Here is a 19,814-nt window from a genome sequence, read left to right as displayed (position 1 = left end):
GTCTCTTTTTGTTTTCGAATCATTTTCATAACTTCGACAAAATTTGTATAATGGGATTCTGAATGATGATGAAATCAATCGTTTCATGACTTAAGTTTCAAGTTTGAAAGCGTTTTCTTGAAATCAGATTAATTCTAATTTTCGGAAAACTCATTGAATTGTCATATGCACCTTGATATAATGCATATATTACATTTAAATAGGAGGAATAATCATGTCAGACAAAATTCAATTTCAACAAAGAGAACAACTTAAAGAAAAGCCAGATCAATCCTCACTTACTTTTGGTAAAGTATTTACGGATTATATGCTTAGCTTTGAGTATTCTATTGATAAAGGGTGGCACGATTTAAAGATTATTCCTTATGGTCCAATCGAAATTTCACCGGCAGCACAATGTATTCACTATGGCCAATCTGTTTTTGAAGGCTTAAAAGCATACAAGCACGACGATGAGGTTGTTTTATTTAGACCTGAGGAAAACTTTAAACGTATTAACATGTCACTTTCGCGTCTGAAGATGCCCGAAGTTGACGAAGCGTTATTACTTGAAGGTTTAAAACAGTTAATTGATATTGAACGTGACTGGGTGCCAGAAGGGGAAGGGCAGTCCTTATACATACGTCCATATGTTTTTGCTACACAAGAAGGACTTGGCGTGCATCCATCCCATGAATATCGTTTATTAATTATTTTATCTCCATCTGGATCTTATTATGGCGGCGATTCATTACGTCCTACGAAAATTTATGTTGAAGACGAATATGTGCGTGCAGTCCGAGGTGGTGTAGGTTATGCGAAAGTTGCTGGTAACTACGCGGCGAGCTTACTTGCACAATCTAATGCGAATTCAGAAGGCTTTGACCAAGTATTATGGTTAGATGGCGTTGAACAAAAATACGTTGAAGAAGTAGGAAGTATGAACATCTTCTTCGTAATCGATGGGAAAGTAGTAACACCAGAATTAAACGGAAGTATTTTACCAGGTATTACACGTAAAACCGTACTTGAATTAGCAAAAACGCTTGGCTATGAAGTTGACGAGCGTCGTGTGGCGATTGGCGAACTTTACCAATATCATAAAGAAGGACGTCTTCAAGAAGTCTTTGGTACAGGGACAGCCGCAGTGATTTCGCCAGTTGGTGAATTACAATTTAAAGACGAAAAAATTGTCATTAATGATAATCAAACGGGTCCAATAACACAAAAATTGTATGACAACTATACAGGAATTCAAAGTGGTAAACTAGAAGATCCTCACGGTTGGAGAGTCGTTGTACCGAAATATTAATATGGAATAACATTTGAGCTAGAAACCTCGTCATCATAAGGTTCCTAGCTTTTTTATTATGTGTATAATTTCCCTATAGTTTCTGTAATGTTCTAGGAGGTACGAAAGCGAAATAAGCTTTTAAGTATATAAATTTACAATTAAAAAAATAATGTGAAGTGTCACAAATGCACAATGATTAACGGAGAACGTCGTTATAAAACTTAATCGTCAAACATATGAAAACTTAAATGTGGTTAATTAAGGATATGAAATGTATTAATATCAGTGTTGAGTTTGTCATTTTATTTTTCGATAATAATTAAAATATACTCCTGACCGTAGGTTGATGTTGATTAATAGAATAAAAAAATGGAAGGTTGTAATTTGAGTGTTTTGGAGATATTATTTAAGTATAATAAAAACAAATGAGAACAGCAGATGGAAAAGAAAAATGAAAAAACGAGTTTTAAATACGAGCGTCCTGATACTATAGCTGGGTTTTTAGCAGATTTTTGGTGGGTGGTATTTCCATTTGGTGGTTTTCTCACGTGGATGATCAAAGAGATTGTAGGAAAGTAGCTGAAATAAGCGCGTTTATGAAATTAAAAAGTGGTAACAAATTTACTATAGCTACGAGAAAGCTGTGATAATAGACTTCTCATAGCTATTTTTTTAGTATAGTGAGGTATAAACTCCCGGATTTTGGATTTTAAATACCTATTAAAAGTGAGACAACGTTACATTCGACTTTTTAACTTCGTTTAATTGTATGTCGAGCTCTTAAAAAGGTGCTTTTGAAAATGAAAGCAAAAAATTGAGTGAAGATTTTAAGGTTGTCTTGCAAAGTTGACGTTATAGTGTAATTTTGTTAAAAGAAGTTCTCTACATGAATAATTTCAAATATAAACAATTCGATAAAGCTGTCATACGCATGCTCTCGACTACTCGGCCAATATTTATGGTAGGCATTGAGTATCGTGCGATATTTGAAAAGAGGGCCTAGTGTGAACGTTTATTATTTAATAGGAGTTCAAGAATATGCATGGTTTTTATATTAAATCTAGAAAGAAAAACATAACAAAGCGTATTATAAATGGTATATTGATGACACACATATAAAAATAAAAGGACCCTTGTGCTATTTCAAATTGATGATTAACAAGAGGATATGGGTCTCCCTTTGTTAATCAAAATTCCACAAAATGAGGTGACAATCCGCGCGTTCGAGTTGTTTACAGTTGTTTGTATTATAAATATACACTTTGAATTAGTGTTGTAATATTAATATTAGGCCTTTCACTAAGTTGTATATCGCTAAAGAAAAAGCAATAAATAAAAAAATGAATGAAAATGTTAAGGCAATATTTGCGATGAGTTCGGGATGATGGAATGTGTTTTTTGAATAAGCAAAGCTTCCTATCCCCAATAAATAAAATATTAAAGCACCTATATGATAAAAAAGTGCTTTTTTACCATGTGTTGACACGGGATGATTTGAAAAGCCCCATATAAGGATGGGTAAAATAAACGGTGCGAAAAAGATACTCCAGTAACTGATGGAAGAGAGTACTTTGCTACCTTTAGTTTCCATATCATTCACCTCCTCATACACATTTAAACACAAGATTAATGATTATTAAATAGTAAACAATATATCTTGCAGTACTGTAAGTTTCATATTAAAAAATGAAAGGAAACTGTAAGATAGGCGCTTTGATTCGTTATTGAAAAGAGAATCGAACTGTATTGATGCTTTTTTAACATACAACCTATCATAAATAAAAATGTGAAGTGAAATGGAGGTAGAATGATGCCAAACGCGATATGGTTAATGTTTGACAAGGATGGCACATTGATTGAATTTGATCAAAGTTGGATTAAAATTGGTATTCAACTCGTTGAGGACGTGTGCGCGTATTTTCATATTAAAGCGTTAGATGACGTGAAAAAAGAACTAGGTATCGTAAATGATGGCTTTTCACCAGGAAGCATTATGGCTTCTGGAACCTTACAAGATATGATTACAGTGTTTAATCAATATGCAGATCAAGATACGACGTCATACACGACACAAAGAAGCCAAGCGCTCATTCATGCACGTGAACCTGAGGTGACACTATTTGAAGGGGTCGACTCTATGCTTCATATGCTTAAATCACAAGGATATCACCTCGGTATTTTGACAAGTGACAATCGTACAGGTATGGCGCACTTTTTTGAGAAAACACAACTGCAATCGTTGTTTGACATCGTTATTTCTACCAATGGTGATCATTACGAAAAGCCAGACCCGCGTATTTTAGAGCCGTTATGGGAGCGAGGGGTGAAAGGTCGCGATATGATAATGATAGGAGACACCGATAATGATATGAAAACAGGCCGAAATGCGCATGCACTATTAAACGTCGGTGTGCGTACAGGATTAGGGAATCAAGCTAAATTTGATGATACTGATGTTATTTTAAATGACGTTACGGAACTTCCGAGTATATTAAAAACAACCCATTGAATGCATTATAGCTTCAATGGGTTATATGATTATTGACGTTGGTCAACTTGACGGTGTGTTTGAATGATGTGTCCTACTTTTTCAAGTACAGCATCAATGGAATTAGGATCATCATATAAATCATATTCATTGATATTTACACGTACGACAGGACATGCATTAAATTGATTAATCCACGCGTCATAACGTGCAAATAACTTTTTCCAATATTCTGGATCTGTATTCATTTCCATTTCACGACCACGCGCATGAATTCGATTAATAACACTCTTATAATCTGATTCAAGATAAATTAAGACATCTGGTTTTGGGAAATAAGGTGTCATTACCATCGCATTAAATAAATTTGAATATGTTTCAAAGTCTTCAGGTGTCATAGTACCTTGTTCTTCATGCATTTTAGCGAAGATATCGACATCTTCATAAATAGAACGGTCTTGGATAAAACCACCACCATATTCAAACATACGTTTTTGTTCTTTAAAACGTTCAGCTAAAAAGTAAATTTGTAGATGGAAACTCCAACGTGTGAAGTCATCATAAAATTTATCCAAATAAGGGTTGTGATCGACGTTTTCAAAAGATGTTTTGAAATTTAATTTGTCAGCAATTGCTTGGGTTAATGATGATTTTCCTACACCGACTGTACCAGCAATTGTGATTACCGCATTTGAGGGTATACCAAAGTTATTCAAATGTTTTTCCTCCAATTAATTCATTAATTTGATTTAAAATTGTGTCATAATCTCGACTGTTTTTAACAAAGTCCAGATGAGTGGTATCGATACGTATTACGTGATGACCATTTGCTTTTAATGACTCGTAATAAGCCAAATAATCCGCTTTTAATTTTAATAAATAGTCATCTTCAATATGTATTTCAAAATCACGGTTTCTAATTTTGATCCGCTCTTTTAAACGGAACAATTCGGCGTCTAAAAAGACGATATAATCTGGCATTCTTAAATCTTCAGTTAATATATCATAAATTCTAGAAAACTTATCAAATTCTATAGGGGACAAAGTATTTCGTGCGAAAATTTTATTTTTATAAATATGATAATCACTTACAATACCTTGATGCATCGCACCTAAATCTTGATAATCTTTATATCGATTACATAAGAAGAACATTTCTGTTTGAAAGCTCCATTTTGAAATGTCTTCATAAAAATCGGATAGAAATGGGTTTTCACCTACAATTTCTTTTGCCTCATAAAAATGATAAGATTGACTCAACTTGTGTGCTAACGAAGATTTACCAACACCAATCGGGCCTTCAATTGCTATAAAAGGTTTATCCATATTTTTTATCTCCATTTTTTATATTATCAGTATTACAAATTTTATCACATGTTGGGGTGTTTCTGTATGAGAAGTCATGAATTTTATATGTCAGTCGCAATTGAAGCGGCGAGAGAGGCTGAAAAGTTAGGGGAAGTGCCTATAGGGGCAGTCGTTGTTAAAGACGATGAAATTATTGCGACAGCGCATAATTTAAGGGAAACGTCACAACTTCCAATGGCACATGCGGAACATTTAGCGATTGAGCGTGCCGCAAAAAAACTAGGAACGTGGCGCCTTGAAGGCTGTACGTTATATGTCACACTTGAACCATGTGTCATGTGTTCTGGAACGATTGTCATGAGCCGTATTGACACGGTAGTCTACGGTGCTAAAGACCCCAAAGGTGGATGTAGTGGTAGTTTAATGAATCTTGTGCAAGATTCGCGTATGAATCATCGTGTCCATCTTATTACAGGTGTCCTGTCTTTTTCGTGTGGTGAATTGCTAAGACAGTTTTTTAAACGTCTACGTGAAAATAAGAAGCGCACAAACAAATTAAAATACAATTCACCGGAAGTTTGATAAAATGAATGGCGTACGAAGCGGTTCATTAAAGGTGAATACGTTATTAATCATTTCATATGTAATATGTGATGCTAATGGATACATGTATATAACAAATTTAATGTGAAATGATTTGGCATAGAGTGAGGTAAGTATATGATTAAATTAATTGCGACAGATATGGACGGTACATTGCTTAATGCGGGGCATGAAGTTTCAGAAGAAAATGTAAAGGCGATTCAATATGCACAATCTTTAGGAATTACGGTTGTCATTGCGACAGGACGTGCTTTTTATGAAGCCAATGATCCAATACAGCCTACAGGTTTGAAAGTACCGTACATTTGTTTGAACGGTGCGGAAGTGCGAGACGAGTGTTTTGATATCGTGCATACGTCAAACTTAAACCATGAATTATACCAGCGCATTCGCGATGTGTTAGCTGAAGAAAATATTTTTTATCAAGTCTATACGAATCTAGGTATTTATACAGAAGATCCAGAGCGTGACTTAGCGATATACCTCGATATAGCGAAACAAATGGGTCAAACACCTAATGTTGAAAAAATTCGTGCGCATATTCAACACCGAATCGAAATCGGTTCTTTGAAGGTTGTGGATAACTACGATAAAGTGGAAGACATTCCTGGGGAGCTTATTATGAAAGTGTTGGCGCATGATGTAGATTTAGATAAAATTAATCGGACAAAGGATAAACTTGCACAAAGTGGTAACCTTGCTGTTTCGTCATCTGCAAAAGGAAATATTGAAATTACGCATATCGATGCACAAAAAGGGTTAGCGGTGCGTGCTATCGCAGAACAACTGGGCATCGACATGAAAGATGTTATGGCAGTGGGAGACAATTTAAATGATAAATCAATGTTGGAAGTAGTTGGCCATCCGGTGGCGATGGGAAATGCACTTCCAGAATTAAAAGATATTGCGTCATTTGTAACAGATACGAATGAACATAGTGGCGTTGCAAAAGCCATCTATCATATTATCGATGAAACAAAATTATAGGGAGTGACAGATAAATCATGAAAGGGTTAATTATCGTAGGCAGTGCGTCACCCAATTCACATACACGCGCACTTGCACAGTTTTTAAAAGGACAAATTGAAGAGCATCATCATGAGGTGGATATTTTTGACTTAGCAGAACGTCCATTGCATATGTTAGACTTTTCAGGACAAAATCCAATTCCTGACGAATATCAACGCAATGCGGAAACATTAAAATCTCTTGCGATGGAGGCGGATTTCTTTATTTTAGGAACACCGAACTATCACGGATCTTATTCAGGAAGTTTAAAAAATGCATTAGATTATTTAAATATGGATTACTTCAAAATGAAACCAGTCGGATTGGTAAACAATAGTGGTGGCATTGTAAGTGCAGAACCGCTTTCGCACTTAAGACTAATTGTACGTTCGTTGCTAGGGATTGCTGTACCTACGCAAATTGCAACACATGATTCGGATTACGACAAATTAGAAGATGGCACGTTATACCTCTCTAACGAGGAATTTCAACTGCGTGCGAAATTGTTTATTGATCAAATCTTATCATTTGCGAAAAACAGTCCATATGAACATTTAAAATAAAAAATCACCTTCAATATTTATTAAATGACGCAAATTGAAGATGATATCATGATATTCACAGTAATAAAAAAGGAGTGAGCACTATTTTAAGTGGCTCACCCTTTCTTTTATTTTCGATATTTTAACTTAGCAAAGGCATCATGTTGGTGGATGGATTCTTCATTACGACATTCAATATCAAATCCGTCTAACCACTCGAGTTCTACTAAGTCTGCCGCAATAAGGCGAATTAAGTCTTCAACAAAGCGTGGATTTTCATATGCGCGCTCTGTCACACGTTTTTCATCTGGACGCTTCAAAATAGGATAAAGCATTGAACTTGCATTTGCTTCCATTGCGTCCAAAATAATCTCTTTATAGTCAGCTATTAATGTTGCGGTTTTATTGATATATGTTTTAACGGTAATAATGCCACGTTGGTTATGTGCAGAGTATTCACTAATTTCTTTGGAACATGGACATAACGTAGTGACAGCTGCTTCAACGGTTAGTTCTTTACGCGTTATTTCATCTCCACGTACGGCTAATCCATATGTGACATCTGCGTGTCCAACGGCTTTAATGTTAGTGACAGGGCTTTTGCGGTCAAAGAACCATTTGCCTGAAACATCAACGCCAGCACTATGTTGTTTCATGTGTGTTTTCAGACGATTTAACAATTGCGTTAACATATCGTATTCAAGGCGGATGCCATTATCATATTCTGCTTCAACCGCTTCTAATATACGGCTCATATTAATGCCTTTTTCATCTTTATTTAAACTCGTTGAAAAACTAAAGTTTCCAGCGGTTTGAAAGTGATCAATCCAAACAGGATAGACTAAGTTTTTAATACCTACTTCTTCTATTTCAAATAAAAAGTTTTTATGTGTACTTTGAAGGTCAGTCATTTCAGCTTTTGTTGTAGGTTTTGTACCTTGGATAGGATCTACTGAACCAAAGTGTTTCCAACGACCTTCTCTGGTTGATAAATCAAATTCAGTCATGTTACTTCCTCCACTATATTTGCTTAGGATTATAAGAAAAAGGGGTTTTTCCTAATCCGACAATTCGTATCTTTAGAATTTAATCGAAATGAAACGTCCAAAATGTTTCTGTTGTTAAAAATGCGGCCGCATCACTCGGCGCGCCTGAAGCACGTCCTTGTGGATTTGCCAGTTGTTCTAAAAATGGCCCAGTTTGTGATCGGTGAGCTTCAAATGCTTTTAATTTTTGTTCTTTATATTCAGAGATGTCATTGACGATATCAGGTTCGCCCAATGCATCTACAGCATCATTACTAAATGCGACGAGTTGTAACTTCGGTCGTTTTGCTTCAGGGAGACGTTGAACTGTCCGTACAACTGCTTCTGCGGTTGCTTCATGATCAGGGTGTACTGCATAACCTGGATAAAAGGAAATAATTGTTGACGGATTTGTTTCATCAATCAGTTGTTGTACCATCGCGTCCATTTCGTCATGGGGCTCAAATTCAACCGTTTTATCGCGTAGGCCCATTTTGCGTAAATGCGTGATACCGATGACTTTTGCGGCTTCTTCTAACTCACGTTCACGAATGTGTGGTAATGACTCACGCGTTGCCACAGGTGGATTGCCTAAGTTACGTCCCATTTGACCCAATGTGAGACAAGCATAAGTGACAGGGACGCCTTCATTAATGAAGCGTGCAAGGGTACCTGCTGATGAAAAAGTTTCATCGTCAGGGTGTGGAAATATTACTAAAATATGTCTTTCCATTGCCATCATGTGTCCTCCTAAACGTCAAACGCTTGTCGACTAATCTCAAGTGCAGCCGCAAGTTGTCCTTCATAATTAAATCCTGCAATAAGTAATGCGTCATGTTCATCAACTTCATAATGTGTAAGTCCTTGTACATAGACCCAACCATGATTGTCTAGCTTAAGCCCAATACGGAAAGGCTCTTTGCCACCGCCTTTTAATTGTGCGTGTTGATAATTGACTTGAATGTTGCGTAAAAATGTACCTGCATTGAAAACACGTTGATCGAAATGGTTCGCATAAGCACCATTGGTCGTTTCAACGTGCAAATAGACAGGTTGATTTGCATATTGGTCCAATAAAGCTTGAAGCTTGTCTTCACGAATACGTTGCAAAGCGTTCACTGCCTCCCTGATATGATTATCTATCTATTCTACTAAAAAATGTGTCAAATTTGTATATGTCTGCTCATTTTATATTGCAAAATTATAAAGCATGTCTACTCATAGCTTTTCGCGCTTAGCAACTAAAGTATTGTAACTTTGAGAATAGTGTGCCAAGCGGTGTGGTGTTTGTAATAAATGATAGCTAACCAAATCAATAATAAAATGTGTGGCTAATTGTGAATTAATGAAATAATGATCATGCGTAAACTGGCGATCAGCAGTTAATATGATGTGGTCACTCACGTCTTCTAGTGTAGGTGTTTTATAATGCGACAATGCTAAGATTTTGGCACCTTGTTTGTGCGCTTGTTTTAAGCTATCCAACACCTCGGACGTTGCACCACTATTCGTAATGGCTACAACTGTAGTTTGATCATTGCACATTTGGCCAATCACAGCCATTAAGTGGGCGTCTGTAATGGCTACGACATTAAACCCCATTCGGATGGTACGAAAATAAAACTCTTGTGCGCTTAAGCCAGAGCTCCCGATACCAATAAAGATGACTTTTTGACTGTGTTGAATGGCTTCAACGAGGGCCATTAAGTCAGATTGAATAATAAATTCACCCGTATGATTCAATATCGCCATATAATGTTGATGCATAATTTGAATCGCTGGTTCATTTTCAATCGTGTCTTGGTGATATTCATGTTGTATCGCGAAACGTAGTGACTGAAAGCTATCATAATCTAATTTATGTGCAAAACGACTTACACTTGAAGGGGACACCCCAATATCTCGCGCGAAAGACTGAATATTTCCGATATCTGAAGTATGACTTAATTTAAGAATCGCTTCAGCAATTAAACGTTCAGATTTCGTAAATTGTGGATAAAAATGTTGAATACGATTTTCAAGTTTCATCTTCACTCACTCCTTACACATAGTGTAATTGAAAATATTTTTCAAAACAACGAGAAATATTGACAGTAACTTTCACGATGCTATATTGAACTTAGAAGTGAAAGGGCGAAAGGGGTTTAAGCGATGATGAAAAAAGCATTTGAAAAAGCGCAACAATTTGGGAAATCTTTTATGTTACCCATTGCAATTTTGCCTGCAGCGGGGTTGTTACTTGGAATTGGTGGTGCGTTGAGTAATCCAAACACCATCAAAGCATATCCCATATTAGATGTTCAATTTTTACAGCACATATTTGTATTAATGCGTTCTGCAGGTAGCATTGTGTTTCAAAATTTACCCGTCATTTTTGCAGTAGGTGTAGCCATTGGATTGGCTAAAAGGGATAAAGGGACAGCTGGTTTAGCAGCGATTCTAGGATTTTTAATTATGAATGCAACGATGAATGCGTTATTAACGATTAATGATAACCTCGCAGTTACAGAACAACTTGCGAAAAAGGGGCAAGGTATGGTTCTAGGCATACAAACTGTAGAAACAGGTGTGTTTGGAGGAATCATCATTGGTATCATGACTGCGTTTTTACATAATAAATATAATAAAGTCACGCTACCACAGTTTTTAGGTTTTTTTGGGGGATCAAGGTTTATACCTATCATCACATCGTTTAGTGCTATTTTTGTAGGTGTAATCATGTATTTCGTTTGGCCGTTGATTCAACATCTCATCTTTGGTGCAGGGGGGATTGTAACAAAAACGGGTGTTATCGGAACATTTTTTTATGGATTTATTTTAAGAATGTTAGGACCATTTGGTTTACACCATATTTTTTATCTCCCATTTTGGCAAACTGCTTTAGGCGGTTCAATTGAAGTGAAAGGACATCTTGTACAAGGTACTCAAAACATTTTCTTTGCTCAATTAGGAGACCCAAATGTTAAACAATATTATGAGGGTGTTTCTAGGTTTATGTCGGGGCGTTTCATTACGATGATGTTTGGTTTGTTAGGTGCGGCTTTGGCAATATATCACACATCGAAGCCTGAGAATAAAAAGGTTGTAGGTGGTTTGATGTTATCTGCAGCGTTAACTTCATTTTTAACAGGTATTACGGAGCCATTAGAATTTAGTTTTCTATTTGTTGCCCCATTGTTGTATGTGATACATGCTTTGTTAGATGGTTTGGCTTTTATGATGGCGGATATTTTCAATATTACAATTGGTCAAACATTTAGTGGTGGTTTTATTGATTATATTCTGTTTGGCGTTTTACAAGGTAATGAAAAAACTAATTTTTTATATGTCATCCCTATTGGTATTGTATGGTTCTGCTTATACTATTTTATATTTAAATTTCTAATTATTAAAATGAATTTTAAAACGCCTGGTAGAGAAGAACAAATGAATGTGTCTGTCAGTAAAGGTGAAAGCGCACAAACTATTATAGAAGCATTGGGCGGTAAATCAAATATTAGTGAAGTGGATTGTTGTGCAACGCGTTTGAGAGTGACTGTGTATAATAATGAAAAAATAAATGAAACGCAAATAAAACAGACAGGTGCAAAAGGCATCATTAAGCAAGGTCATGGTATTCAGATTGTCTATGGACCACATGTGACAAGTATAAAAAATGAAATTGAAGAAAATGTGCAAATTTAAGGAGAGATGTTTATGTTACCTCAAGGATTAATTGTATCTTGTCAAGCGTTACCTGATGAGCCACTGCACTCATCGTTTATTATGAGTAAAATGGCGCTAGCAGCTAAAGAAGGTGGTGCTGTAGGGATACGAGCGAACACGAAAGCAGATATTTTAGCGATTAAACAAGAAGTAGATTTACCTGTCATTGGGATTGTTAAAAGAGATTATGAAGGGTCTAGCGTGTTTATCACCGCGACACGTAAGGAAATTGATGAATTAATAGAAAGTGGTTGTGAAGTGATCGCGATGGATGCAACGTTACGCGAACGACCGGCAGAAGATTTAGAAACATTAGTGGCATATGTGCGTCAACAAGCGCCGCATATTGAATTGATGGCGGACATCGCAACTGTAGAGGAGGCACAACATGCTGAAACTTTAGGGTTTGATTACATTGGTACAACATTACATGGTTATACTGAACAAACACAAGGACAGGTGCTCTATACCAATGATTTTCAATTTTTAGATGAGGTTTTGAAACATGTCAATCAAAAAGTGATTGCTGAAGGGAATGTCATGACACCAGAAATGCTAAAGATTGTAACGGATAAAGGTGTTTATGCGTCTGTTGTTGGGGGAGCAATCACGCGCCCGCGCGATATCACGAAACGTTTTGTCAATGCATTACACGGAGGTTGATTCAAATGAAAGTAACAAATCTCGGTACGAAAGATCGTGTGTCATGTTATGTTGCGACTGAATTGTATCAGTTTATGTTGCACCAACCACATGCACGTCTCGGTTTAGCGACAGGGGGAACGATGGTCGATATGTATGGTCATTTAGTAGCTTTATTAAATAAAAATAATCTCGATGTCTCACATATCCATACTTTCAATCTCGATGAATATGTAGGGTTACATGCAACACATCCAGAAAGCTACAATCACTATATGCACCAAATCTTGTTTAATCGTTATCCAAAATTTACAGAAGCGTTTTTGCACATTCCAAATGGAGATGTTGATGACGTTAATAAAGAAGCCAAACGTTATGAAGCGATTTTAGATCAAGAAGGACCGATTGATATTCAAATTTTAGGTATTGGTCAAAATGGGCACATCGGTTTTAATGAACCCGGGACTTCATTTGATACAGAAACACACTGTGTCAATTTAACTGAAAGTACAATAGAAGCGAATAGTCGTTATTTTGAAAATAAGCGTGATGTACCACGACAGGCAATTTCGATGGGACTTCAATCAATCATGAAAGCAAAACGCATCATTTTAATCGCACTGGGTCCGCATAAAAAAGCGGCAATGACACGCTTGATGACAGGTGAAGTGACACCAGATTTACCAGCTTCTATTTTGCATCGCCACCCAAATGTGGAGGTTTTTGTTGATGATGAAGCAATGCCGAATTCATAAGCGCATCGTTTGAAACTCCTATTTCTAGGGTATATCCTGAAAATGTAGTTCGTAAAGATAAAAATATGGAGGATTGATTCTAGACATGGAATTACAATTAGCGATTGATTTATTAAATAAAGAAGATGCGGCTGAATTAGCAAAAAAAGTCACAGATTATGTAGATATTGTAGAAATCGGTACGCCGATTGTGATCAATGAAGGCCTCCCAGCAGTCCAACATTTAAAAGATAATGTTGAAGATAGAGATGTTAAAGTATTAGCAGATTTAAAAATTATGGACGCTGCGGATTACGAAGTGAGTCAAGCCATCAAATTTGGTGCGGACGTCGTAACGATTTTAGGTGTTGCAGAAGATGAATCGATTAAAAATGCGATTGCGGAAGCACACAAACATGGAAAACAATTACTTGTGGATTTAATTGCAGCTCAAGATTTAGAAAAACGTGCAAAAGAAATAGATGCAATGGGTGCAGACTATATTGCTGTGCATACAGGTTATGATTTACAAGCGCAAGGCCAATCACCACTTGAAAGTTTGCGTAAAGTGAAATCAGCAATCAGTCAATCCAAAGTTGCTGTTGCAGGTGGCATTAAGCCTGACACAATTAAAGAAGTTGTCGCTGAAAATCCAGATTTAATCATTGTTGGTGGGGGTATCGCAAATGCAGATGACCCTGCTAAAGCCGCTAAACAATGTCGTGAAATCATGGATGGTCAATAAAATGACAGTATTCAATTACCAACTCATTTTAAATGAAATCGAACAGACGTTAAATTCAGTGAATCCTGAATCAGCGCAACAGTTTGAACAACAGGTGATTGATGCGCCTACAGTATTTGTTTCAGGTAAAGGGCGGTCAGGATTTGTGGCGAATGGTTTTGCGATGCGTTTAAATCAACTTGGTAAAAAAGCGCATGTTGTAGGGGAGTCGACAACGCCGTCGATTCAAAAAGGAGACGTCTTTGTTATCATATCCGGTTCCGGTTCTACGGCGCATTTAAAATTACTTGCTGAGAAAGCAAAAGAAGTTGAAGCAGACGTGTTACTCATTACTACGAAACCTGATTCTGCAATAGGACAGTTGGCGAATCTTGCAATTGAATTGCCAGCGGGCACGAAACATGATGCTGAAGGTTCAGATCAACCGTTAGGAAGTTTATTTGAACAAAGCGCGCAACTCTTTTTAGATAGTCTCGTGTTAAATTTACAAACACGTTTGAATATTTCTGAAGAAACGATGCAACACAATCATGCCAATTTAGAATAAAAGACTACTCAAACTTCTATCAATAAGGCCGGTATAAGGCATGCGATAGAAGTTTTTTATGTCGTTAATATGCGGTTAAGATGCAGTGTGATAAAATGAAACAAATGTGAGTAAAGAAGTGAAAAGATGGCACAATTACTAGAACGTATTGAAACGTATGCGACATGTCAACCGCATGCAATTGCTTTACATATTGATGATGAACGAATAGATTATAAGCACTTACAACAACAATTAGAACAGAAAGCAATGCAATTGCCAGATGCGTGTAAAGGTCAACGTGTGGGGCTTTCATTTAACCAGATTCAAGACTTTGTAGTGCATTATTTGGCAGTGTTACATAAGGGAGGTATTCCTTGTGTTTTTGATCCGAAATGGACAGAAGCGCGTCTTCACGTGTTATATGAACGTTATCATATCGGTTTTGTGTTAAATGAGTCAGGTATCGAAGCCACGCCTTATCAATGTGACACACAAACGCGTCCTTTATTACATATCGGCTTTACATCCGGCACAACAGGGTTACCGAAGGCATTTTACCGAAATGAAGCGTCATGGATTGCCTCATTTGAACAAAATGACACATTAATAGAAAAAACATTAGGTGAGCGGTGTACACTTGTTGCACTAGGACCCTATGCACACTCTTTAACGTTGTACGTAATGATATATGCATTATTTTATGGTCGTACCTTTTTGGGGCAAAACAATTATAATATTCAACAATGTGCAACGAGAATTGCATCTTTATACACGCCGTGCATACTCTTTTTAGTGCCCACTATGGTGTTTGATTGGGTGCGACATGCGCATCAAAATTCTAACGTGAAACATGTATTTATATCTGGAGATAAATTGTCATCATCATTACATCAGCAATTAAAGGCACAATTGCCTTTAGCGACGATTGATGAATTTTTTGGTACGTCTGAAGCGAGTTTTATTAGTGTGAACCGTAATCAAACAGCCCCGTTAAATTCAGTAGGTACGATTTTTCCTAATGTCGATATACACATCGACCAACCGGATGCAAAAGGGGTGGGCAAGTTGTTTGTGCATAGTGCGATGGCTTTTCAAGGGTATGTCGGTCAGACACCATCGACGTGGATTCAAACCGGTGATTACGCACGAGTTGACCATGATGTCTTATATTTGCACGGACGTATAGAAGATATGATGATTATTGGTGGACGTAACGTCTACCCAACAGTAGTTGAGCATTATATTAAAAAATTAGAAGGGATTGAAGACGTGATTATCGTCAAACAACCGCATTCAAAATTTGGTGAATTAGCTGTTGCCCTGTATATCGGAGCATGTACGTTTCACTATCAAACAATGAAACAACAGCTTGCAAAAGTGCTCTCTCGTTATGAAATTCCGTCAAAATTCATTCGCGTAACCACACTCCCTTATACGTCAAGTGGGAAAGTATCTCGACGTTTAGCACAACAAAAGTATGAAAGTGGTGATTTTGATGAATAAAGCAGTAATAGTGGCGGCAAAACGAACGCCGATAGGGGTATATGGTGGTAAGTTACATAAATGGGAACCAGAAGATTTACTGAAACCATTACTGCAACATTTTCAGAAGATGCTCCCATGCGATTTGAATACATTGGATGATGTCATTTTAGGTAATGTGGTTGGAAATGGTGGGAATATTGCTCGCAAAAGTTTTTTAGAAGCAGGCATTGATGTACGTGTGCCTGGTTTAACCATTGATCGTCAATGTGGGTCGGGTTTAGAGGCGATTCAATTAGCGTGTCGTCTTGTAGAAAGTGGTGCAGGTGACTTTTATATTGCTGGAGGTGTAGAGAGTACAAGCCGTGCACCTTGGAAAATGAAGCGACCGACGTCTCTCTATCCTTCAGAGCCTCCACAATTTTTTGAGCGTGCCTCATTCGCACCAAGCGATCAAGATCCGTCCATGATTGAGGCAGCTGAAAATGTAGCTCATACCTTTCAAATCACGCGAGAGGATCAGGACAGATTTGCATATACCAGTCACATTAAAACTGCTAAAGCTTTTGAAAATCATCAACTTGACGATGAAATCGTACCTTTAAAAGTTCAAGGATCATGGATGACGCATGATGAAAGTGTACGTCCTGATATTAAATTAGCGCGCTTAAAACGTTTAAAGCCGTTACTTCCAAATGGCACTGTAACAGTAGGGAATTGCTGTTTAAAGCATGACGGGGCAGCGCTTGTAGTTGTAATGTCACAAGAAAAAGCACGTACGCTTGGTCTATCTAAAGGTGTATATTTTAAAGGCTACGCGATTGAAGGGGTTGCGCCTACGCTTTTAGGAAGTGGACCTATTCCAGCGGTAAAAGAACTTTTAGAAAAGCATCATCTGACTATAACAGATATCGACGCGGTAGAGTTGAATGAAGCCTTTAGCGCACAAGTACTCGCATGCCAACGAGAGCTTAATATTTCTGACGCACAACTCAACCGATACGGTGGCGCTATTGCGATGGGACATCCCTACAGTGCAAGTGGGGCTATTTTAGTGACGCGCTTGTTTTACATGACAGATGCAATGCGGACGATAGCGACGATGGGTATTGGAGGAGGCATGGGTAATGCAGCACTGTTCGAACGTTGGTCATAGTGAAACTCGGACGCTTATTATTGATGAGTTTGAATTACAAGCCTATCAAGCATCATTTCATTATGCTGAAAATGACATACCACCGTTATTTTTGCGCGTTTTTGGCATGTGTTTGAGTTGTTTCAACCTTTCATCACTTTACCGATCACGCTAGTCGAAACGCAAGTCACACAAAATGCCCCTCTCCCAAAACAACCGCACGTTCAAGCGACACTGACCTTATTAGAAGCGACAAAGATAAAACATTTTGAGCGCTACCGTTTTGAGATGAATGTCAATGACGTACTAACCGTGCATCACACATTTATAAAGCAGGTGAAACTATGACTTTTAATGAAGCAGACGTGCGACACTATTTGAACATTGTTCAAGATGACAATCCACTTCATCCAAAAATTGTGCCAGGGCAGATGGTTATTGAACGTATATGGCAATCACTACATCGTTATCCTTTAACGTACCACGTTAAATATGTAAAACCGATTCATTTAAATGAATCTTACAAAATAGAAGATCACAACACATTCATTTTAGTAAAAAATACTTTAGATGAAACGATGTTGAAAATCACCTTATCTTTTTAAATATGGTGTTGTGATAAAAATTCTAGTAAAAAAAGCATCGGTTAGGTAAAAGCGTTTTTACTTAATCGATTTTTTATATTATTTCAAAAACAAAACACTCATGTATAATTAAGAATAATATTTTGTTTACGCTCCCTATATTCATTAAAACGTTTCAAAATCCTTAGATAAATAGAGGAAAAGTTAAAAGATTTAAAGAAAGCTCGGTGTGTCTATAACAGTTTTATAATTCTGTTGAAAAAACGATTGTATATTGACCGTTGAAAGACGACGGGATCATTTAGTGGGCAAGAAGATTTAACAAGCTTTAAAATCAGGGGGAAGAGTTACAATTATTTTTTATAAAATTATGGTTTTATATGTTATGATGCAAGAAATATTTAAAGGGGTTGAGTATATATGAAATTGATTGATAATACGGATGATTCAGACGAGCAAAAAACTTTTATTTTAAATATTGGTGGATGGGATTAATACAAAGTACGAAAGCATGTAATAAAAACAATTGAAAAATTAACTAAGGCTTATTTGCCTGAACATCATAGTTATACGTTTGTGGATATTGATACTATGACTGTGCTGTTAATTAAAACAGAGATTCAATTTATTCCTAATTTGGTTAGAGCGCTTTGTAAAAAGAATTTAGGTGTATATGAAGTTAGATTATATGAAGAAAAAGAAAATATTTTTGATTAATTGGTATGCATAGTTTGTATACCCATTTTTTGTGACTTAAATGAATAGTAATGGCTATAATTGTTACACATCATTGAACAATGCTCATGAGGGTGTATGGTCAAATAACAAATGAGTTGATTTTATTACGGTCACTATGGTCAGCATTTACTCATCAATTTAAACTGTAAAAGAGTGTTAAATGCATTTGTTGTTAGTACAACGCTATTTTAGAGTCTACAAAGTATGATATCTGAACCTGATCTCAATAAACGATGCTAAAAATAATGATTTTTAAAAGCGTCTTATTCTGTTACTCAGAATTTAAAAAGTAATTTATAATTTGGAATGTTATAATAATGAGTGATATATCATAAAAATTATAGACATATTTAGGGGAGGAATGAAGATAGATGAAGAAGTGGATTCTAATAGTGATGACCCTTGTTTTAGTATCAGCGTGCGGTAATGATCAACAATCGGCACAACCATCTCATAAAGATGAAAAATCAGCCACACATAAGCATGATTCTGCTGATACATCTCAAAAGGCATCAAAAGACAATCAAGCATCAACGTCTAATAAAACACAGACAACGACACATGAGGACGACGTCGCCAAATTGCCGGATCAGATGAAAGCAGCTTTAGTATTTTCATCACCAGAAGCAACTGCGTTTACATTATCGAAAGAAGAGATTTTAACGGGTGTTTTCGAACAAGATTATTTGAATAAACCTCAAAAGAAACAATTGTATAAATTATATTTAATTGAATCAAAAGGGTATACAAACGGACCCGATGATATGAAATTTTATAGCGTTTATCCGCCCAAAAAAGGGTTTAATACCGTCATGGGAATTGGGAAGCATAAAGCATTTATCGGAGGTACGCAAAGTCCAGGAACGTATCAACAATTATTAGAAACGGGTAAAGAACTAGATTTAGACACGTTATATGCCCAAAATAAACAACTTAAGTCACTAACCGAACTATCACAAAAAGTAGAGTTTGCAAATAAAAATCCTATGGAAAATGAAGCAACGCGTAAAGATTTTGAAGAAAAAGAGAACCCAGCAACTATGGCACATGCACGAAGCCAAGTGTATGAGATGATCAACAAATTTGAAGGAAAACCTCTCAATACAAAAGATTATATTTGGGATAATGTGCGTTGGGACAATGGTCTTACTGGGTGGACAGTGAATTATCGCAATCATAATTTAGAGATTGTAGGTACATACAAACAAGTAGAAGGACAACCTTTGGTAAAATTGGATGCAAATGGTCAAAAAATCAAATAGCAATTAATAAG

24 protein-coding genes are annotated in these 19,814 nt (G+C 36.6%); 17 read left to right on the top strand and 7 right to left on the bottom strand.

All coding sequences use genetic code 11. The features are described 5' to 3' along the window. The first annotated feature begins 214 nt into the window (after window positions 1–214). Both SHYC_RS10610 and SHYC_RS12320 read left to right on the top strand, forming a co-directional pair. On the top strand, window positions 215–1,291 hold the full coding sequence (locus tag SHYC_RS10610) for a branched-chain amino acid aminotransferase (RefSeq protein WP_039647024.1): 1,077 nt from the start codon (window positions 215–217) through the stop codon (window positions 1,289–1,291). Window positions 1,292–1,711: 420 nt separating this feature from the next. Continuing rightward, a complete protein-coding gene (locus SHYC_RS12320) occupies window positions 1,712–1,852 on the top strand; it encodes a hypothetical protein (protein WP_158260819.1) in 141 nt (46 codons plus the stop codon). A gap of 688 nt (window positions 1,853–2,540) precedes the next feature. Here the strand turns inward: SHYC_RS12320 and SHYC_RS10605 are convergent. Then, window positions 2,541–2,864 (bottom strand): hypothetical protein, encoded by a 324-nt coding sequence (locus SHYC_RS10605; RefSeq protein WP_039647022.1) that lies wholly within the window; start codon window positions 2,862–2,864, stop codon window positions 2,541–2,543. A 219-nt stretch (window positions 2,865–3,083) separates the two neighbouring features. Between SHYC_RS10605 and SHYC_RS10600 the strand changes: the two genes are divergently transcribed. After that, window positions 3,084–3,782, top strand: coding sequence for an HAD family hydrolase (locus tag SHYC_RS10600; RefSeq protein ID WP_039647019.1), 699 nt, complete (start codon window positions 3,084–3,086; stop codon window positions 3,780–3,782). 29 nt (window positions 3,783–3,811) lie between these two features. Here the strand turns inward: SHYC_RS10600 and SHYC_RS10595 are convergent, their stop codons facing one another. After that, window positions 3,812–4,477 (bottom strand): deoxynucleoside kinase, encoded by a 666-nt coding sequence (locus SHYC_RS10595; protein WP_039647017.1) that lies wholly within the window; start codon window positions 4,475–4,477, stop codon window positions 3,812–3,814. Then, a complete protein-coding gene (locus tag SHYC_RS10590; protein WP_039647015.1) occupies window positions 4,470–5,087 on the bottom strand; it encodes a deoxynucleoside kinase in 618 nt (205 codons plus the stop codon). Before SHYC_RS10590 ends, SHYC_RS10595 begins: the two co-directional genes overlap by 8 nt. A gap of 66 nt (window positions 5,088–5,153) precedes the next feature. Here SHYC_RS10590 and tadA point away from each other — a divergent pair, with 66 nt between their 5' ends. The 3 genes from tadA to SHYC_RS10575 all read left to right on the top strand — a co-directional run bounded on the left by tadA (window position 5,154) and on the right by SHYC_RS10575 (window position 7,243). Beyond that, window positions 5,154–5,651, top strand: a complete 498-nt coding sequence (gene tadA, locus SHYC_RS10585; RefSeq protein WP_039647013.1) for a tRNA adenosine(34) deaminase TadA — start codon at window positions 5,154–5,156, stop codon at window positions 5,649–5,651. A gap of 138 nt (window positions 5,652–5,789) precedes the next feature. Next, window positions 5,790–6,659, top strand: a complete 870-nt coding sequence (locus tag SHYC_RS10580) for a Cof-type HAD-IIB family hydrolase (RefSeq protein ID WP_039647011.1) — start codon at window positions 5,790–5,792, stop codon at window positions 6,657–6,659. 17 nt (window positions 6,660–6,676) lie between these two features. Next, the gene (locus SHYC_RS10575; protein WP_039647009.1) at window positions 6,677–7,243 is read left to right on the top strand and encodes an NADPH-dependent FMN reductase; all 567 of its coding nucleotides are present in this window, start codon (window positions 6,677–6,679) and stop codon (window positions 7,241–7,243) included. A 107-nt stretch (window positions 7,244–7,350) separates the two neighbouring features. Here the strand turns inward: SHYC_RS10575 and folE2 are convergent, their stop codons facing one another. The 4 genes from folE2 to SHYC_RS10555 form a co-directional block, all read right to left on the bottom strand. Then, complete coding sequence (gene folE2 / locus SHYC_RS10570) at window positions 7,351–8,229, bottom strand: GTP cyclohydrolase FolE2 (RefSeq protein WP_039647007.1); 879 nt, start codon at window positions 8,227–8,229, stop codon at window positions 7,351–7,353. 79 nt (window positions 8,230–8,308) lie between these two features. After that, entirely contained in the window at window positions 8,309–8,986 is a 678-nt protein-coding gene (gene bshB2, locus SHYC_RS10565; protein ID WP_039647005.1) for a bacillithiol biosynthesis deacetylase BshB2, read from the bottom strand. A gap of 11 nt (window positions 8,987–8,997) precedes the next feature. Next, window positions 8,998–9,357: a YojF family protein gene (locus SHYC_RS10560; protein WP_039647003.1), complete on the bottom strand. Its 360-nt coding sequence runs from the start codon at window positions 9,355–9,357 to the stop codon at window positions 8,998–9,000. Window positions 9,358–9,465: 108 nt separating this feature from the next. Beyond that, window positions 9,466–10,275, bottom strand: coding sequence for a MurR/RpiR family transcriptional regulator (locus tag SHYC_RS10555; protein WP_039647001.1), 810 nt, complete (start codon window positions 10,273–10,275; stop codon window positions 9,466–9,468). 126 nt (window positions 10,276–10,401) lie between these two features. Here SHYC_RS10555 and SHYC_RS10550 point away from each other — a divergent pair, with 126 nt between their 5' ends. The 11 genes from SHYC_RS10550 to SHYC_RS10505 all read left to right on the top strand — a co-directional run bounded on the left by SHYC_RS10550 (window position 10,402) and on the right by SHYC_RS10505 (window position 19,803). Then, window positions 10,402–11,931, top strand: coding sequence for a PTS transporter subunit EIIC (locus SHYC_RS10550; RefSeq protein WP_039647735.1), 1,530 nt, complete (start codon window positions 10,402–10,404; stop codon window positions 11,929–11,931). A gap of 12 nt (window positions 11,932–11,943) precedes the next feature. After that, window positions 11,944–12,615 carry an N-acetylmannosamine-6-phosphate 2-epimerase gene (locus SHYC_RS10545; protein WP_039646999.1) on the top strand — a complete coding sequence of 224 codons (672 nt, stop codon included), beginning with the start codon at window positions 11,944–11,946 and terminating at the stop codon, window positions 12,613–12,615. 5 nt (window positions 12,616–12,620) lie between these two features. Beyond that, window positions 12,621–13,349, top strand: a complete 729-nt coding sequence (nagB, locus tag SHYC_RS10540; RefSeq protein ID WP_039646998.1) for a glucosamine-6-phosphate deaminase — start codon at window positions 12,621–12,623, stop codon at window positions 13,347–13,349. Between the two features lie 85 nt (window positions 13,350–13,434). Continuing rightward, complete coding sequence (gene hxlA / locus SHYC_RS10535; protein ID WP_039646996.1) at window positions 13,435–14,073, top strand: 3-hexulose-6-phosphate synthase; 639 nt, start codon at window positions 13,435–13,437, stop codon at window positions 14,071–14,073. Between the two features lies 1 nt (window position 14,074). Then, complete coding sequence (gene hxlB / locus SHYC_RS10530; RefSeq protein WP_039646993.1) at window positions 14,075–14,620, top strand: 6-phospho-3-hexuloisomerase; 546 nt, start codon at window positions 14,075–14,077, stop codon at window positions 14,618–14,620. 126 nt (window positions 14,621–14,746) lie between these two features. Continuing rightward, entirely contained in the window at window positions 14,747–16,105 is a 1,359-nt protein-coding gene (locus tag SHYC_RS10525) for an AMP-binding protein (protein ID WP_039646991.1), read from the top strand. Beyond that, window positions 16,098–17,240 (top strand): thiolase family protein, encoded by a 1,143-nt coding sequence (locus SHYC_RS10520; protein ID WP_039646989.1) that lies wholly within the window; start codon window positions 16,098–16,100, stop codon window positions 17,238–17,240. The genes SHYC_RS10525 and SHYC_RS10520 overlap by 8 nt, the downstream gene beginning before the upstream one ends. A 108-nt stretch (window positions 17,241–17,348) precedes the next feature. Beyond that, window positions 17,349–17,567 carry a hypothetical protein gene (locus tag SHYC_RS12315; protein WP_158484668.1) on the top strand — a complete coding sequence of 73 codons (219 nt, stop codon included), beginning with the start codon at window positions 17,349–17,351 and terminating at the stop codon, window positions 17,565–17,567. Next, window positions 17,564–17,824: a hypothetical protein gene (locus tag SHYC_RS10510; RefSeq protein WP_039646986.1), complete on the top strand. Its 261-nt coding sequence runs from the start codon at window positions 17,564–17,566 to the stop codon at window positions 17,822–17,824. The genes SHYC_RS12315 and SHYC_RS10510 overlap by 4 nt, the downstream gene beginning before the upstream one ends. A 570-nt stretch (window positions 17,825–18,394) precedes the next feature. Further along, window positions 18,395–18,520, top strand: a complete 126-nt coding sequence (locus SHYC_RS12540) for a hypothetical protein (RefSeq protein ID WP_257052225.1) — start codon at window positions 18,395–18,397, stop codon at window positions 18,518–18,520. A 392-nt stretch (window positions 18,521–18,912) separates the two neighbouring features. Further along, on the top strand, window positions 18,913–19,803 hold the full coding sequence (locus SHYC_RS10505; protein WP_039646984.1) for a hypothetical protein: 891 nt from the start codon (window positions 18,913–18,915) through the stop codon (window positions 19,801–19,803). Window positions 19,804–19,814 lie beyond the last annotated feature (11 nt).

The sequence above is a fragment of the Staphylococcus hyicus genome (genome assembly GCF_000816085.1).
Lineage (GTDB): Bacteria > Bacillota > Bacilli > Staphylococcales > Staphylococcaceae > Staphylococcus > Staphylococcus hyicus.
The sequence above is the reverse complement of the archived record's forward strand: the minus strand, read 5'-3'. Positions and strand labels throughout refer to the sequence as shown.

Bases quoted from the DNA above. Each gene is read 5' to 3' on its own strand.
- SHYC_RS10610 (WP_039647024.1), top strand. From the start codon at position 215: ATGTCAGACAAAATTCAATTTCAACAAAGAGAACAACTTAAAGAAAAG.
- SHYC_RS12320 (WP_158260819.1), top strand. From the start codon at position 1,712: ATGGAAAAGAAAAATGAAAAAACGAGTTTTAAATACGAGCGTCCTGAT.
- SHYC_RS10605 (WP_039647022.1), bottom strand. From the start codon at position 2,864: ATGGAAACTAAAGGTAGCAAAGTACTCTCTTCCATCAGTTACTGGAGT.
- SHYC_RS10600 (WP_039647019.1), top strand. From the start codon at position 3,084: ATGCCAAACGCGATATGGTTAATGTTTGACAAGGATGGCACATTGATT.
- SHYC_RS10590 (WP_039647015.1), bottom strand. From the start codon at position 5,087: ATGGATAAACCTTTTATAGCAATTGAAGGCCCGATTGGTGTTGGTAAA.
- tadA (WP_039647013.1), top strand. From the start codon at position 5,154: ATGAGAAGTCATGAATTTTATATGTCAGTCGCAATTGAAGCGGCGAGA.
- SHYC_RS10580 (WP_039647011.1), top strand. From the start codon at position 5,790: ATGATTAAATTAATTGCGACAGATATGGACGGTACATTGCTTAATGCG.
- SHYC_RS10575 (WP_039647009.1), top strand. From the start codon at position 6,677: ATGAAAGGGTTAATTATCGTAGGCAGTGCGTCACCCAATTCACATACA.
- folE2 (WP_039647007.1), bottom strand. From the start codon at position 8,229: ATGACTGAATTTGATTTATCAACCAGAGAAGGTCGTTGGAAACACTTT.
- bshB2 (WP_039647005.1), bottom strand. From the start codon at position 8,986: ATGGCAATGGAAAGACATATTTTAGTAATATTTCCACACCCTGACGAT.
- SHYC_RS10555 (WP_039647001.1), bottom strand. From the start codon at position 10,275: ATGAAACTTGAAAATCGTATTCAACATTTTTATCCACAATTTACGAAA.
- SHYC_RS10550 (WP_039647735.1), top strand. From the start codon at position 10,402: ATGAAAAAAGCATTTGAAAAAGCGCAACAATTTGGGAAATCTTTTATG.
- SHYC_RS10545 (WP_039646999.1), top strand. From the start codon at position 11,944: ATGTTACCTCAAGGATTAATTGTATCTTGTCAAGCGTTACCTGATGAG.
- nagB (WP_039646998.1), top strand. From the start codon at position 12,621: ATGAAAGTAACAAATCTCGGTACGAAAGATCGTGTGTCATGTTATGTT.
- hxlA (WP_039646996.1), top strand. From the start codon at position 13,435: ATGGAATTACAATTAGCGATTGATTTATTAAATAAAGAAGATGCGGCT.
- hxlB (WP_039646993.1), top strand. From the start codon at position 14,075: ATGACAGTATTCAATTACCAACTCATTTTAAATGAAATCGAACAGACG.
- SHYC_RS10525 (WP_039646991.1), top strand. From the start codon at position 14,747: ATGGCACAATTACTAGAACGTATTGAAACGTATGCGACATGTCAACCG.
- SHYC_RS10520 (WP_039646989.1), top strand. From the start codon at position 16,098: ATGAATAAAGCAGTAATAGTGGCGGCAAAACGAACGCCGATAGGGGTA.
- SHYC_RS10510 (WP_039646986.1), top strand. From the start codon at position 17,564: ATGACTTTTAATGAAGCAGACGTGCGACACTATTTGAACATTGTTCAA.
- SHYC_RS12540 (WP_257052225.1), top strand. From the start codon at position 18,395: ATGACTGTGCTGTTAATTAAAACAGAGATTCAATTTATTCCTAATTTG.
- SHYC_RS10505 (WP_039646984.1), top strand. From the start codon at position 18,913: ATGAAGAAGTGGATTCTAATAGTGATGACCCTTGTTTTAGTATCAGCG.